This window comes from Aliiroseovarius crassostreae (assembly GCF_049803815.1).
Taxonomy (GTDB): Bacteria; Pseudomonadota; Alphaproteobacteria; order Rhodobacterales; family Rhodobacteraceae; genus Aliiroseovarius; species Aliiroseovarius crassostreae_A.
On the sequence record NZ_JBNAGI010000001.1, the window covers coordinates 177,678 to 190,668 of the forward strand.

The following is a 12,991-nucleotide window of genomic DNA, read 5'->3' on the forward strand; positions in this document are numbered from 1 at the left end:
GATGTGCGGAATTGTAGGCGTATTGGGCAATCACGAAGCCGCCCCCATTTTGGTTGAGGCCCTGAAGCGGCTGGAATATCGCGGCTATGACAGCGCCGGGATCGCCACGGTGAACGAGGCCGGGCAACTGGATCGCCGCCGTGCGGTTGGCAAGCTCGTGAACCTGTCGGATCATCTGGTGCATTCGCCCTTGGCTGGCAAAGCTGGCATCGGGCACACCCGCTGGGCCACCCATGGCGCGCCCACCACCGACAACGCCCACCCGCATCGCGCGGGGCCTGTGGCCGTGGTGCATAACGGGATCATCGAAAACTTCCGCGAACTGCGCGAAGAACTGGCCGCCGAGGGCATCAATTTCGTCACCGAAACCGACACGGAAACCGTCGCCCTTCTGGCGCAAAGCCATCTGGACAAGGGGGCCACGCCGACCGAGGCCGTACGCGAAACGCTGGCCCGTCTCGACGGGGCCTTTGCGCTTTGCTTCCTGTTTGACGGCCAAGACGACCTGATGATCGCCGCCCGCAAAGGCAGCCCGCTGGCGATTGGCCATGGGGAGGGTGAGATGTTCGTCGGCTCCGACGCCATCGCCCTTGCGCCCATGACCGACAAGGTCACCTATCTTGAAGAAGGCGACTGGGCGGTGATCACCCGCGCCGGGGCCGAGATTTTTGACGCCCAGAACCGCCAGACCAACCGCCCTATGAAACAGGTGCGCCTGGATGCAAGCATGGCCGAAAAGGGCGGCTATAAGCATTACATGGCCAAGGAAATCGCCCAACAGCCGACCGTGGTGGGCGAGGTGCTCTCGGCCTATGTGAAAGATGGTGAGATCACCATGGACATGGGGCCGGTTGACTTCGCCAATGTCGACCGCCTGTCCATCGTCGCCTGCGGCACCGCCTTCTATGCCGGGCTGACCGCAAAATACTGGTTTGAACACTACGCCCGCCTGCCCGTCGACATCGATGTGGCGTCTGAATTCCGCTATCGCGAAGCCCCATTCAGCCCGCGCACCGCAGCGCTTTTTGTCAGCCAATCGGGCGAAACCGCCGACACGCTGGCGGCTCTTCGCTACGCCAAAGGCAAGGCCAATCACATCATCAGCCTGATCAACGTGCCGGAAAGCTCGATCGCGCGCGAAGGGGATGTGGCGATTGAAATCCACGCTGGCGTCGAAGTCTCGGTCGCCTCGACCAAGGCCTTCACCGCGCAACTGACCAGCTTTGCGATCATGGCACTGAAAGCAGCGCACCAGCGCGGGCATCTGTCGGGTGACGCGCTGGCCGGGAAACTGGCAGAGCTGCGCCAGTTGCCGGGTCTGATGTCGGCCGCTTTGTCGATTGACGAGGTCACGCAAAAGATTTCGGCCAAGCTGGCAGAGGCCCGTGATGTGCTGTTCCTGGGCCGTGGGCAGATGTTCCCGCTGGCCTTGGAGGGCGCGCTGAAACTCAAGGAAATCAGCTATATCCACGCCGAAGGCTATGCGTCGGGTGAACTCAAACACGGGCCCATCGCATTGGTCGACCAGCACACGCCGATTGTGGTCATGGCGCCCCATGACGGGCTGTTTGATAAGACGGTCTCGAACATGCAAGAGGTGATGGCCCGGGGGGGGCGCGTGCTGCTTGTCTCGGACGCGCGCGCCGCAGAAAGCGCGGGCGACGGGGTGTGGAATACGATCTCGATGCCGGACGCGCCGGAACTGGTGCAACCGATCCTCTATGCGATCCCGGCCCAGCTTATTGCCTATCACACCGCCATTGCCAAAGGCACCGATGTGGACCAGCCGCGCAACCTGGCGAAATCGGTGACGGTGGAGTAACCGGAAAAGGAGCCTTGGATGGCCAAGCAGTTTGACCAGATCGAAGACGCACATCGCAGCTTCATCGAAAAGCAACCGATGTTCTTCGTGGGCACCGCTGCACCGGATGGGCGGGTCAATGTCTCGCCCAAGGGGATGGACAGCCTGCGCGTTCTGGGGCCAAACCGCATCCTTTGGCTGAACTATACCGGGTCGGGCAATGAAACCGCCGGGCATTTGCGCCTGTCCAATCGCATGACGCTGATGTGGTGCAGCTTTGGTGCGCGCCCGATGATCTTGCGCACCTATGGGTCGGCCCGCACACTCCACGCGCGCGATGCCGATTGGGCCGATGCCCTGGCGCAGTTTGACGAACCCTATACCGCCCGTCAGATCTTTGACATGCAGGTCGAGATGGTGCAGACGTCCTGCGGCTATGCGGTGCCAAAAATGGACTTCATCGAAGACCGCAATGTCCTGCTGCCCGCAATGGCCGCCAAACCCGGCACGGTCGAAGATTTCTGGGCCGAGAGAAACACAACCACAATTGATGGGATGCCCACCGGCGTTCTGGGAGACGACGAATGACGCTGGACCAAGCCCTTGACGCGATGCGCGCCCACATCGACCCGAAACGGGCGGTGGAAAGCGCCGCTTATCACAAGCAAACGCGCGAGGTCTTGGGCGTCGCCAACCCGGTGCTCAATGACCTGACCAAGGCCTGGCGCAAGGATTTGAGCGTCGAGGAGCGCGTCGCCCTGGCCGATGCGCTTTGGAACACCGATATCTTTGAAGCCCGCATCGCGGCGGCGAAACTCTTGACCCAGGCGCGCATCCGGCCCGACGATGCGGCCTGGGAGCTGATCAAATCCTGGGTGCCGCAATTTGACAGCTGGGCGATCGCCGATCACGCGTGTATGGCGGGGCAGAAACGTCTGGTCGCTGATCCCGCGCGACTGGATGAGGTCGAGGAATGGGTGACCGCCGATCCCTGGCCCGACACGCTCTGGACGCGGCGCGCAGCCCTGGTGATCACGCTGCCCTGGACCAAACAGAACAACCCGAAACCCGACGAGGTTGCCGCGCGCGAACGCATTCTGGGCTGGGTCGCCCAATGTGCCACGCTGAAACATGGCGCGATGCAAAAAGCGGTGGCCTGGTGGCTGCGCGACCTGTCGAAACATGACGAACCCCGCGTGCGAGATTTCCTGATGGAACACGGCAACACCATGAAACCCTTCGCGGTGAAAGAAGCCGGGCGGCACATCGGGTTCACAGTGGATGATCTGCCTGCGCCGGAACCGGAAATGGATCCGCTGGCGGACCCTCAATCCGAGGACTGAGCGCTGCGGGGCTTACCCCCGTAACTCCCGCCGCATGATCTTGCCCGTCGCGGTCATTGGCAGCGCGGGCACAAACTCCACGACACGCGGCGCCACATGCGGGCTGATCCGGGCTTTGACCAGCGCAATCAGCTCGTCATCCTTGCCCGCCACGTCCACCCCTTCGCGCAACACCACCACCGCCTTGACAATTTCCGTGCGCAGCGCATCCGGCACGCCGATCACGGCGGCCATCACCACATCGGGGTGCGACATCAGGCAGTTTTCAATCTCGGACGGGCCAATGCGATAGCCGGCGGACGTGATCACGTCATCATCGCGGCTTGCGAAGGTGAAATACCCCTCCGCGTCCCGCGTCGCCAGATCGCCGGTGCGCATCCAGTGGCCCGTGAACTTCTCTGCCGTTTTCTCTGGCAGGTTCCAATAGCGCAGAAACATCACCGGATCGGGCGCACGCACGGCAATTTCGCCCATCTCGCCGGGCCCGCATTCGCGCCCCTCGGCGTCAATCACCGCCACCTCATGGCCCGGAATGGCCTGACCCATCGCACCGGGTTTGACCGCCATCGCGCCCGCCACGGACGACACAACCAAATTGCATTCGGTCTGGCCGTAGAACTCGTTCAATTCCACCCCCAGCACGTCGCGCGCCCAGCCCAAAAGCTCGGCCCCAAGGCTCTCACCCCCCGTGCCGATGGATCGGATCTCCACGCCGTCCGGCGGGGCGTCCGACTGGCGCATCAGTTTCAGCGCGGTGGGGGGCAGGAACAGGTTGCGGATCTTGTGATCGGCAATCAGCTGATAGGCAAATCCCGCGTCAAACTTGCGCATTCGGTGGCTGACAATGGGCACGCCGAAATACAGGAACGGGATCGCCAGATCCATCAAGCCCCCAATCCAGGCCCAATCGGCGGGGGTCCAGCCCTTGTCCCCCGCTTGCGGGAAATCGGGATTGTAGCTTTCCACACAGGGCAGATGCCCCAAGAGGAAGCGATGCGCGTGCAACACGCCCTTGGGCGGGCCGGTGGTGCCTGAGGTATAGATCATCAGCGCCGGATCTTCGGCCTGCGTGTATTCGGGTGCGGGCAAGGGAGGCGCGCCTGCAATCTCTTCGTGGAAATTGCGCGCACCTGTGCTGTCTCCCACCACAAACACATCTTGCAGGTCCGGCAGATCCCCCCGGATCCCATCCAGCTTCGCCGCCCCATCCGCGTCGGTGATCACCACGCGCGCGCCACTGTCGGACAGGCGATAGGCCAGGGCATCCGCGCCAAAGAGCGTAAAGAGCGGCAACACCACGGCGCCGATCTTGTAGGCGGCGAAATGGCAGATCAGCACCTCTGGCCCCTGCCCCAGCAGCACCGCCACCCGGTCGCCTTTCCGCACACCCGAGGCGCGCAGAACAGCGGCAAATCTGTCGGACTGGTCCTTCAGTGCCCCAAAGCTCCACTCCGCGGCCGTGCCATCCGACGCGATATGGGTCAGCGCCACGCGGTTCGGATCCATCGCCGCCCAGCTGTCGCAACAGCGTTCGGCAATGTTGAACCGGTCGGGGAGTGTCCACCGGAAATCGGCACGCATTTTGGACCAGTCCGACCAGGGGCCAAGCTGTTTGCGGGCGCGGCCCTCGGTCAGCCAGGGATCAGGTGTCACAGATTATAAACCTCAAGCTCATGCAGCCCGGCCAGCGGCAGATCCAGCAGCCGCAGCGCAGACAGCGAAAGGCGGCTGCCCGCGCCTGCCGGGCCGGAAATGGGCCGCAAGGTCACCTTCACGGTCCGTCCCGTCACCGCGGATTTCACCCGGCCTTCCTTGGGGGCGGACACCAGCGGCGTTTCCATCCAGAACCCCGCATCCGCAACATCCCCCAATGTGGCCACGGTCTTGCCAATGGCCCCGGCCCCCAGCGGGGCCGAGACGACGGCGTCCTGCCGGTCTTCCAGGCTTGTCGTATCAAACTCTTCCGCGCTGTCGGCATTGGCGGGCGGCGGGGGCGCACTGGCCGTGGGGCGTGAGGTGTTGGCGTCCGGGTTTGACGGCATGGGCAGGATTTGCGGCATATCAAAGCCGGCACAACCAGACAGGATAAGGGCAATAGCGGGGGGCAAAATCAGTTTTTTCATAAGTGAACCGTGACGCAAAATTGATCGCTGATCAACGGGGATTTGCACCCTCTGCCCTTGCAAGCGAACCGCCGCAAGAATAGGGTCGCGCCATGGAAAAGCCTGCCCAAATGCCCGCTGCTGCATCTGCCGAAACCCCGCGCCTGGTGGATCCGTTCATGCGCCCGGTGACTTACCTGCGCCTGTCGGTCACTGACCGTTGCGATTTTCGCTGCACCTATTGCATGTCGGAACATATGACATTCCTGCCGAAGAAAGATCTTTTGACGCTGGAGGAGCTGGACCGGATCTGCACCGCCTTTATCGGGCTGGGTGTGAAAAAGCTGCGCATCACCGGGGGCGAACCCCTTGTGCGTCGCGGGATCATGGAGTTTTTCCGCGCCATGTCGCGTCATCTGGACAGCGGCGCCTTGGGGGAACTCACCCTCACCACCAATGGGTCGCAACTGCACCGGTTTGCGGATGAGCTATATGATTGCGGTGTGCGCCGGGTGAATGTCTCGCTGGATACGTTGGACGAAGAGAAATTTGCCAAGATCACCCGCTGGGGCCGCCTGCCCCAGGTTCTGCGCGGGATTGAGGCGGCGCAAAAAGCCGGGCTGCGGGTCAAGATCAACGCGGTGGCGGTGAAGGATTTCAATCAGGAAGAGCTGTTTGACCTAACCCAATTCTGCGCGGATCGTGACATGGATCTGACTTTTATCGAGGTCATGCCGATGGGCGACATGGACGAGGTCGCGCGCCTTGGCCAGTTCTGGTCGTTGACCGACCTGCGCAATGAACTTGCCACCCGCTATACGCTGACCGATCTGGGTGATAATACCGGCGGCCCGGCGCGCTATATGCGGCTGGAGGAAACCGGGCAGAAGGTGGGCCTCATTCAACCGCTCAGCCATAATTTCTGCGAAAGCTGCAACCGGGTTCGGATGAGCTGCACCGGCCAGCTATACACGTGCCTGGGCCATGATGGCATGACCGATTTGCGCGCGCCCCTTCGGGCAAACGAGGACGATGACCACCTGATCGAAGCAATCCACGCCGCCATCGCCCGCAAACCCAAAGGGCATGATTTCGACTATTCTCGCCAGACCGTCAGCGGCCAGACCCAACGACACATGAGCCACACCGGCGGCTGATTGGCTATTTCAAGAAAAAACCACTTGAACGGGATTAGGATTTCCATTTTTTACGCCTCGTAAAGCAGTTTTATGAGGTATCAATGCTTAAGAATCTTTGCCCCTTGGCCGCCATCATCGCCCTTGCAGCCTGTCAATCCCCGATGGATATCACGTCTGAACCTGTCAATGCTGGTTTCAAGGCATCCGCCGGCCAAGAGCGTCTGGCACATGGGACCAGTATTATTGAGGTCCGCAGCTATAATCTGGTGGATGACAAGCCCGTCGAATTTGCAGGCGCAAGCTGTGTGGTCGAATCAGATGAGCTGTTCGCCAAGGTGATCACGCCCGCAAAACTGGTCGTGCCCTCCTTCAAACAGCGGAATGCACTGGAAAACCGCGGGGCCCCCAGCGCCCTGATCGCAACCTGTTCGGCAAATGGAAAAACCGCAGTTGCGCAGACCGTCGCGAACCAGAAACAGGCCAGTGTGGCCACGGGTGCCGGCCTTGCGGGCGCTTTGATCACCGCCGCTGTCACCACCGCAATCGCATCTTCCACCCCCTGGCGGTATTCGGCACCGCTGAAAGCAACGTTTGAGGAGTGAGTGATGACAGCCATGTGGATTTACCCGGTGGCTTTTGCGGCCGCGATTGCGCTTTCAGGATGCCAGAGCCGCAGCGATATTGAAGCCGAGGATCAAACAGCGGCGGTCAGGAACACTGAAGGGCTGCAGCCCTTGCAGCGCTATCCGATGACAATCCGCACCTTCAAGATGGTTTCGGGAAAGAAGAAAGAGGAAGTAACCGGCCTCAGCTGTACCTTGTCGTCAAAACAGCTTCAGGCCTCACTCGTGACACCAGGGCGTGTCCGCGTTCCGGCATTCGCCGCAGGCAAGCGGTTCAAAGATGGCGGAAAACCGGCTCCGCTCGCGGTGACATGCCAAGGGGGAGGTCTGAAAGGCCATAAAACCTTTGAAGCGGTTCAGCCTCGGGCCGGGGGCAGTTCCTCCTCCACCACCTATGCCTCTGATGGGTCTGCACAGACCACCAGCACTGTGGGGCTAGATCTGGGGCTCTCCTCTTCCTTTCCATGGGGGTTCACATCGATTGATCTAATCGTCGAGTAACCCGCAAAGAGATGAAAAGAGCCGCCCAAGGGCGGCTCTTTTTTGGTATGGCAGGCAGGATAGGGATGCCGCTAGAGCAAGTCGCGTTCATTCGCAGTCACGCGACCCACTCTTACGTCTTGATTTCGCATGTCCGAGGAGCGCAAAACCGGCACCCACTTTTGCGCGACATGCTCTCGTTCACCCAATCGGCATTCGCCGTTCTGCAATCTCTGCCCACCACGAACAGCCCGCGGGAATGGCTTCGTCATTGAAGTTATATTCCGGATGATGCACCGCCGCCGTGTCACCATTGCCCACGAGGATATAGGCCCCCGGGCGTTCCTCCAGCATAAAGGCGAAGTCTTCGCCGCCCATCACCAAGGGCGCTTCGTCGCAATTTCCTGAAACAGCGCGCGCCACATCGGCGGCAAAGGCGGTTTGGTCTTCGTGGTTCACCATCACCGGGTAATTGCGGTCATACTCCACCGTCGCCACGCCGCCAAAAGTCGCCGCGACCCCTTCGCAAATCTCGGTGATCCGCGCCTGGGCCAGGTCGCGCACCTCTTCGGACAGGGTGCGCGTTGTGCCTTTGATGACAACCCGTTGCGGGATGATGTTAAAGGCGGTGGAGGAGGTTTCGAACGAGGTCACAGAGACCACCAACTGATCTACTGGGTTAGCATTGCGCGCGGCCACCGTCTGCAATACCAGCACCGCCTGCGCGGCCATCACGGTTGTATCTACCGTTGTGTGCGGTTTGGCGGCATGTCCGCCTTTGCCTTCAAACGTCACGGTCCACACGTCCGTGGCGGCGAAAAAGGCACCGGGGCGGATGGCAAACTCGCCCAGCGGCTGCCCGGGCCAATTGTGCATGCCGTACACTTCTTGGATGCCGAAACGGTCCATCATCCCGTCATCACACATTTCCTTGCCGCCCCCGCCGCCTTCTTCGGCGGGCTGAAAGATCACCACAACGGTCCCGTCGAAACTCCGTGTCTCCGCAAGGTATTTCGCCGCCCCCAGCAACATTGCAGTATGTCCGTCATGGCCGCAGGCGTGCATCGCGCCCTCCGTTTTTGACGCATAGTCCAGCCCGGTTTGTTCATGAATGGGCAACGCATCCATATCGGCCCGCAGGCCAATCACCTTTCCGGATCCGGTCTTGCGCCCCTTGATCACGCCGACAACCCCGGTGCGCCCGATCCCGGTCACCACCTCGTCACAGCCAAATTCCGCCAGTTTCTCGGCAACAATCCCGGCGGTGCGATGGGTTTCAAACAGGATCTCGGGATGTTCGTGAAAATCCCGCCGCCAGGCGGTGATTTCCCCCAGCAACTCAGCAAAACGGTTCTTGATCGGCATGGGGTGTCCTATTCGTTTCAGTTACACGTGGTCGGGTTTGGCCAGGATCTGTGATCAAATCCTCTGAGATCGGCCAAACCGGAACCGAGCTATCATGGCCCAGTGCGCAGCGCGGGACAAGCTTTGTGATCCCAGGGGACCTTCCCTTGTCCTGTCCCTTGTCCTGACCTCGCATACTGCGCGCGGCGGTCCCTGATCAGGCCTCGTGATATCCACAGTCTGAAATCAAGACCTTATGGCCCGGCGACACCTCTTTGTATCGCGAAGGTTTCGATGCATATCCAAGGGGGTGGATCGGCGATGGGATCGGCCTGAAGCTCAGATCAGACAGATCATGCCGCCGGCGCGGATCCGCGATGGGGACAGCGCGTATCAGGGCTTTGGTATAGGGGTGCTGCGGATTTTCAAACACCGCCTGACGCGGCCCCATTTCGACAATGCGCCCCAGATACATCACGCCCACATCATGGCTGATCCGTTCCACCACCGCCATGTCATGACTGATGAACAGAAAGGACAGGCCCAGCTCGGACTGCAGCTCCATCATCAGGTTCAGAACCTGCGCCTGCACGGACACATCCAGCGCCGACACGGCCTCATCCGCGATAATCAGCTTCGGGTTCAGGGCCAGGGCGCGGGCAATGGCGATGCGCTGACGTTGCCCGCCCGAAAGCTCATGCGGGTAGCGGGTCATGAAATCGCGTGGCAGATGCACACGGTCAAACAGCTGCGCCACACGCGCGCTCAGCTCGCGGCCACGCGCCGTGTGAAAATTCCTTAGAGGTTCAGCCACTTGGTCAAACAAGCTCATCTGCGGATTGAGCGACGCGAAGGGATCCTGGAACACCATCTGCATTTGCGCTCGGCTCTGGCGCAGCGCATCAGCGCCAAGCGGCAGCACATCGGTGCCCTCCAGCAGGACCTGTCCGGCGGAGGGGTCCACCAGCCGCAGGATCGACCGGCCCACGGTGGATTTACCACAGCCACTTTCCCCGACCAGCGATAGGGTGCGGCCATAGCCCAGCGTAAAAGAAACATCTTCCACCGCATGGACCTGCGCGACCGTCCGGCGCAAAAGCCCGCCTTTGACCGGAAAGCGCGTGGTCAGACCCTCCACCCGCAGCAGATCGCGCTTTTCCAATGTGGCGTTAGGGCGACCGGGCGGCGCTGCAGCCTGCCCCGGCAAGGGCATCGGCGCGGGCGCGTCTTTGCCACGCATATCCCCCAATCGGGGCACAGCGGCGAGAAGGGATTTTGTGTAAGGGTGTTGGGGCGCATCGAAGATGTCTTCAACCGTTCCCTCTTCCACCTTTCGCCCCTGATACATGACCACCACGCGGTCGGCCAACTGCGCCACCACTGACATGTCATGGGTGATGAACAATACCGCCGTGCCGGTTTCCCGTTTCAACCGGTCAATCAGCGCAAGGATTTCCGCCTGGGTTGTCACATCCAGCGCCGTGGTGGGTTCATCCGCAATCAACAGGCGCGGCGCACAGGCCAGCGCCATCGCAATCACCACGCGCTGTCGCATTCCGCCCGAAAGTTCATGCGGATATTGCCCCATGCGCCGCGCCGGTTCGGGAATACGGACCTGTTGCAAAAGCTCGATCGCGCGCGCCTCGGCCCCGGCGCGGGTCATGCCTTTGTGGTGGCGCAGACCTTCGCACAGCTGAGATCCGATGGTGAAGACAGGATTGAGCGCGGTCATCGGTTCTTGGAAGATCATCCCGATTTCATTGCCGCGCACCGCCTGCATCTGTTCCTGACTGGCACCGGCCAGATCGATCCACGCGCCATCCGGTCCCTGAAATTCAAGCGCTCCGCCGGTGATCTCCCCGCCTCCAAACTCCACCAAACGCATCAGGGAAAGCGACGATACCGATTTGCCCGAACCGCTTTCCCCCACCACGCAAAGGGTTTCCCCCGCGCGTATGTCGAAGGACACATCCTTTACACCCTGCACCGGGCCTGCGCCGGTTTGAAACGTCACCTGCAACTGCTTTAGCCGCGCAACAGGGCGATTGGAAAGGGGGGCGGAAGGGTCCAGCATCAGGGGGAGCCGTATTATCAGAACGCAGGGATCTGACGACGCTAACGGCTGGGGAATGCCCCTGTCAAACAGCTTTGCAGATCCGCGACATGTGCGAGGCGAATTGCGACCGTCAGGGGTTGGTTTCAGTGCGTCACATGTTAATTTTACGCCTTAAGGCTTGACAGCACTTGCTTTTTTCTCGCCCAACCACTTTCATGGGGGAAGATGCGCGGGGGCATCCCTTGGAATTTTCGCTGCGTTGCTGACCCTACGGCACGTGGTTTTTGTCGTGGTTGAAAGTCTGAGAGCATGGTGTCCCCTACATGGTTGGGAATAATGGAGGGAATGGATGAAACGGACATCCTTGGCATTCGGGGCCGCTGCCGGAACCGCAGCCTGGCTGGCGTTGGGCGCACTTGCCGCCCACGCGGAACGAGGGGGTTCGGGCCATCTGAACATTCTCTATTGGCAGGCCGTATCGACCCTCAATCCGTTCTTGTCTGGCGGCACAAAAGATGTGCACGCCGCGTCGATGGTGATCGAACCGCTGGCGCGCTATGATGATGGCGGGCAGCTTGTGCCGTGGTTGGTGACCGAGATTCCCACGGTGGAAAATGGCGGGATCAGCGCGGATCTGATGTCGATCACCTGGACCATCACTCCGGGGCTGACCTGGTCTGATGGCAGCGCTTTCACCGCCGAGGATGTAGTGTTTACCGCAGATTACTGCATGAACCCATTGGGAGGCTGCCAACAGCTGACCAAATTCGCCGATGTGGCCAGGGTCGAGGCCCTGGATCCGCTGACCGTGAAAATCACATTCTCGAAACCAAAACCCTTCCCCTACGGCCCGTTTGTGGGCATGGAAAGCCCGGTGATCCAGAAGGCGCAATTTGCGGGGTGCGTGGGGGCGGACGCCCCCAATTGCACCGATCAGAACTTTGCCCCGCACGGCACCGGCCCCTACCGCGTGGCGGATTTCAAAGCCAATGACGTGATCAGCTTTGAGGCCAATCCACATTACCGGGATACCGCAAAGCCCGGCTTTGCCACGGTGACCTTCAAGGGCGGCGGCGATGCGGCCTCGGCTGCGCGCGCGGTTTTGGAAACCGGCGAGTTCGACTATGCCTGGAACCTGCAAATCGACCCGGCGATCCTGTCACAGATGGAAACAGCGGGACGTGGCAAACTCATCGCGGCGTTTTCAAATTCGGTTGAACGGTTGATGGTGAACCTGACCAACCCGTCGGCGGATCTGGGCGCGAAACGCTCAACGCTTGAGGGCGGCCCGCATCCGTTCCTGACGGACCCAACCGTGCGCCGTGCCCTGAGCCTGGCGATCGACCGAGCCACTTTGGCCGAGGTGGGCTATGGCGCGTCTGGCCAACCCACCTGTAATGTGGTCACCGCCCCTGATTACAACATGTCCACCGCCAATGATGAATGCCTGGTGCAGGACATCGCCAAAGCGAACCAGATCCTTGATGAGGCCGGGTGGGTGCGCGGGGCGGATGGGGTGCGCGCAAAAGACGGGGTGCGCCTGTCGATCCTCTTTCAGACCTCGACCAATGCGGTGCGCCAGGATACGCAGGCGCTGATCAAGGCATGGTGGGACGAGATCGGCGTGGAGACCGAATTGAAGAACGTCGATGCCGCCGTGTTCTTTGGCGGCGATCAGGCCAGTCCGGACACCTATCAGAAGTTCTTTGCCGATATCGAGATGTACACCAACCTCTTTCCCGGCACGGATGCAGAAACCTATATGAACAACTGGACCTGCGCTGAGATCCCCAACCCTGCAAACAACTGGCTGGGGTTCAATATGCCGCGCTATTGCAACGCGGCTTATGACGCGAAAGTGGCGCAGCTGGCTGAAACCGTCGGCACAACAGCGCGGGGGGCCATGGTGAAAGAGCTGAATGACATGCTGGTGCAGGACGGCGCAATGATCCCGCTGATCAATCGCGGGGTGACCGTGGGCCATGCCAACACGCTTCGGGGCATTCGCCTGAATGCATGGGACAGCCATCTTTGGAATATTGCAGATTGGACGCGGGCGCAGTAAACGCGCTAGTCTGAGCGAAGAACACCGAGTTCCGTGAC

Annotated in this window: 11 protein-coding genes; 7 read left to right on the forward strand and 4 right to left on the reverse strand. The window is 61.0% G+C overall.

Translation table 11 applies throughout. The features are described 5' to 3' along the window. The first annotated feature begins 1 nt into the window (after position 1). From glmS to ACP15V_RS00900, 3 genes are read left to right on the forward strand one after another with little or no spacing between them, the layout of a single operon-like run. Positions 2–1,822 (forward strand): glutamine--fructose-6-phosphate transaminase (isomerizing), encoded by a 1,821-nt coding sequence (gene glmS, locus ACP15V_RS00890; RefSeq protein ID WP_424941798.1) that lies wholly within the window; start codon positions 2–4, stop codon positions 1,820–1,822. Positions 1,823–1,840: 18 nt separating this feature from the next. Then, positions 1,841–2,389 carry a pyridoxamine 5'-phosphate oxidase family protein gene (locus tag ACP15V_RS00895; protein WP_424941799.1) on the forward strand — a complete coding sequence of 183 codons (549 nt, stop codon included), beginning with the start codon at positions 1,841–1,843 and terminating at the stop codon, positions 2,387–2,389. Next, positions 2,386–3,144 (forward strand): DNA alkylation repair protein, encoded by a 759-nt coding sequence (locus ACP15V_RS00900; protein ID WP_424941800.1) that lies wholly within the window; start codon positions 2,386–2,388, stop codon positions 3,142–3,144. Before ACP15V_RS00895 ends, ACP15V_RS00900 begins: the two co-directional genes overlap by 4 nt. Positions 3,145–3,156: 12 nt before the next feature. On the opposite strand, the gene ACP15V_RS00905 is transcribed toward ACP15V_RS00900, so the two are convergent. Both ACP15V_RS00905 and ACP15V_RS00910 read right to left on the reverse strand, forming a co-directional pair. Continuing rightward, positions 3,157–4,725, reverse strand: a complete 1,569-nt coding sequence (locus ACP15V_RS00905) for an AMP-binding protein (RefSeq protein ID WP_424942702.1) — start codon at positions 4,723–4,725, stop codon at positions 3,157–3,159. A 68-nt stretch (positions 4,726–4,793) separates the two neighbouring features. Further along, complete coding sequence (locus tag ACP15V_RS00910) at positions 4,794–5,267, reverse strand: D-galactarate dehydratase (protein ID WP_424941801.1); 474 nt, start codon at positions 5,265–5,267, stop codon at positions 4,794–4,796. Between the two features lie 92 nt (positions 5,268–5,359). Between ACP15V_RS00910 and moaA the strand changes: the two genes are divergently transcribed. The 3 genes from moaA (at position 5,360) to ACP15V_RS00925 (ending at position 7,509) form a co-directional block, all read left to right on the forward strand. Further along, positions 5,360–6,403, forward strand: coding sequence for a GTP 3',8-cyclase MoaA (gene moaA, locus ACP15V_RS00915; protein ID WP_424941802.1), 1,044 nt, complete (start codon positions 5,360–5,362; stop codon positions 6,401–6,403). Positions 6,404–6,486: 83 nt separating this feature from the next. After that, positions 6,487–6,987 (forward strand): hypothetical protein, encoded by a 501-nt coding sequence (locus ACP15V_RS00920; RefSeq protein ID WP_424941803.1) that lies wholly within the window; start codon positions 6,487–6,489, stop codon positions 6,985–6,987. Between the two features lie 3 nt (positions 6,988–6,990). Beyond that, complete coding sequence (locus ACP15V_RS00925; RefSeq protein ID WP_424941804.1) at positions 6,991–7,509, forward strand: hypothetical protein; 519 nt, start codon at positions 6,991–6,993, stop codon at positions 7,507–7,509. A gap of 180 nt (positions 7,510–7,689) precedes the next feature. On the opposite strand, the gene ACP15V_RS00930 is transcribed toward ACP15V_RS00925, so the two are convergent. Continuing rightward, positions 7,690–8,853 carry a M20 aminoacylase family protein gene (locus ACP15V_RS00930; protein WP_424941805.1) on the reverse strand — a complete coding sequence of 388 codons (1,164 nt, stop codon included), beginning with the start codon at positions 8,851–8,853 and terminating at the stop codon, positions 7,690–7,692. Positions 8,854–9,049: 196 nt separating this feature from the next. Beyond that, on the reverse strand, positions 9,050–10,906 hold the full coding sequence (locus ACP15V_RS00935; RefSeq protein ID WP_424941806.1) for a dipeptide ABC transporter ATP-binding protein: 1,857 nt from the start codon (positions 10,904–10,906) through the stop codon (positions 9,050–9,052). Positions 10,907–11,237: 331 nt separating this feature from the next. Between ACP15V_RS00935 and ACP15V_RS00940 the strand changes: the two genes are divergently transcribed. Then, a complete protein-coding gene (locus ACP15V_RS00940) occupies positions 11,238–12,953 on the forward strand; it encodes a peptide ABC transporter substrate-binding protein (RefSeq protein ID WP_424941807.1) in 1,716 nt (571 codons plus the stop codon). The last annotated feature ends 38 nt before the right edge of the window (positions 12,954–12,991 follow it).

Coding starts and splice junctions, on each gene's coding strand:
- ACP15V_RS00900 (WP_424941800.1), top strand. CDS start 2,386: ATGACGCTGGACCAAGCCCTTGACGCGATGCGCGCCCACATCGACCCG.
- ACP15V_RS00925 (WP_424941804.1), top strand. CDS start 6,991: ATGACAGCCATGTGGATTTACCCGGTGGCTTTTGCGGCCGCGATTGCG.
- ACP15V_RS00895 (WP_424941799.1), top strand. CDS start 1,841: ATGGCCAAGCAGTTTGACCAGATCGAAGACGCACATCGCAGCTTCATC.
- ACP15V_RS00910 (WP_424941801.1), bottom strand. CDS start 5,267: ATGAAAAAACTGATTTTGCCCCCCGCTATTGCCCTTATCCTGTCTGGT.
- glmS (WP_424941798.1), top strand. CDS start 2: ATGTGCGGAATTGTAGGCGTATTGGGCAATCACGAAGCCGCCCCCATT.
- ACP15V_RS00905 (WP_424942702.1), bottom strand. CDS start 4,725: ATGCGTGCCGATTTCCGGTGGACACTCCCCGACCGGTTCAACATTGCC.
- ACP15V_RS00935 (WP_424941806.1), bottom strand. CDS start 10,906: ATGCTGGACCCTTCCGCCCCCCTTTCCAATCGCCCTGTTGCGCGGCTA.
- ACP15V_RS00940 (WP_424941807.1), top strand. CDS start 11,238: ATGAAACGGACATCCTTGGCATTCGGGGCCGCTGCCGGAACCGCAGCC.
- ACP15V_RS00920 (WP_424941803.1), top strand. CDS start 6,487: ATGCTTAAGAATCTTTGCCCCTTGGCCGCCATCATCGCCCTTGCAGCC.
- ACP15V_RS00930 (WP_424941805.1), bottom strand. CDS start 8,853: ATGCCGATCAAGAACCGTTTTGCTGAGTTGCTGGGGGAAATCACCGCC.
- moaA (WP_424941802.1), top strand. CDS start 5,360: ATGGAAAAGCCTGCCCAAATGCCCGCTGCTGCATCTGCCGAAACCCCG.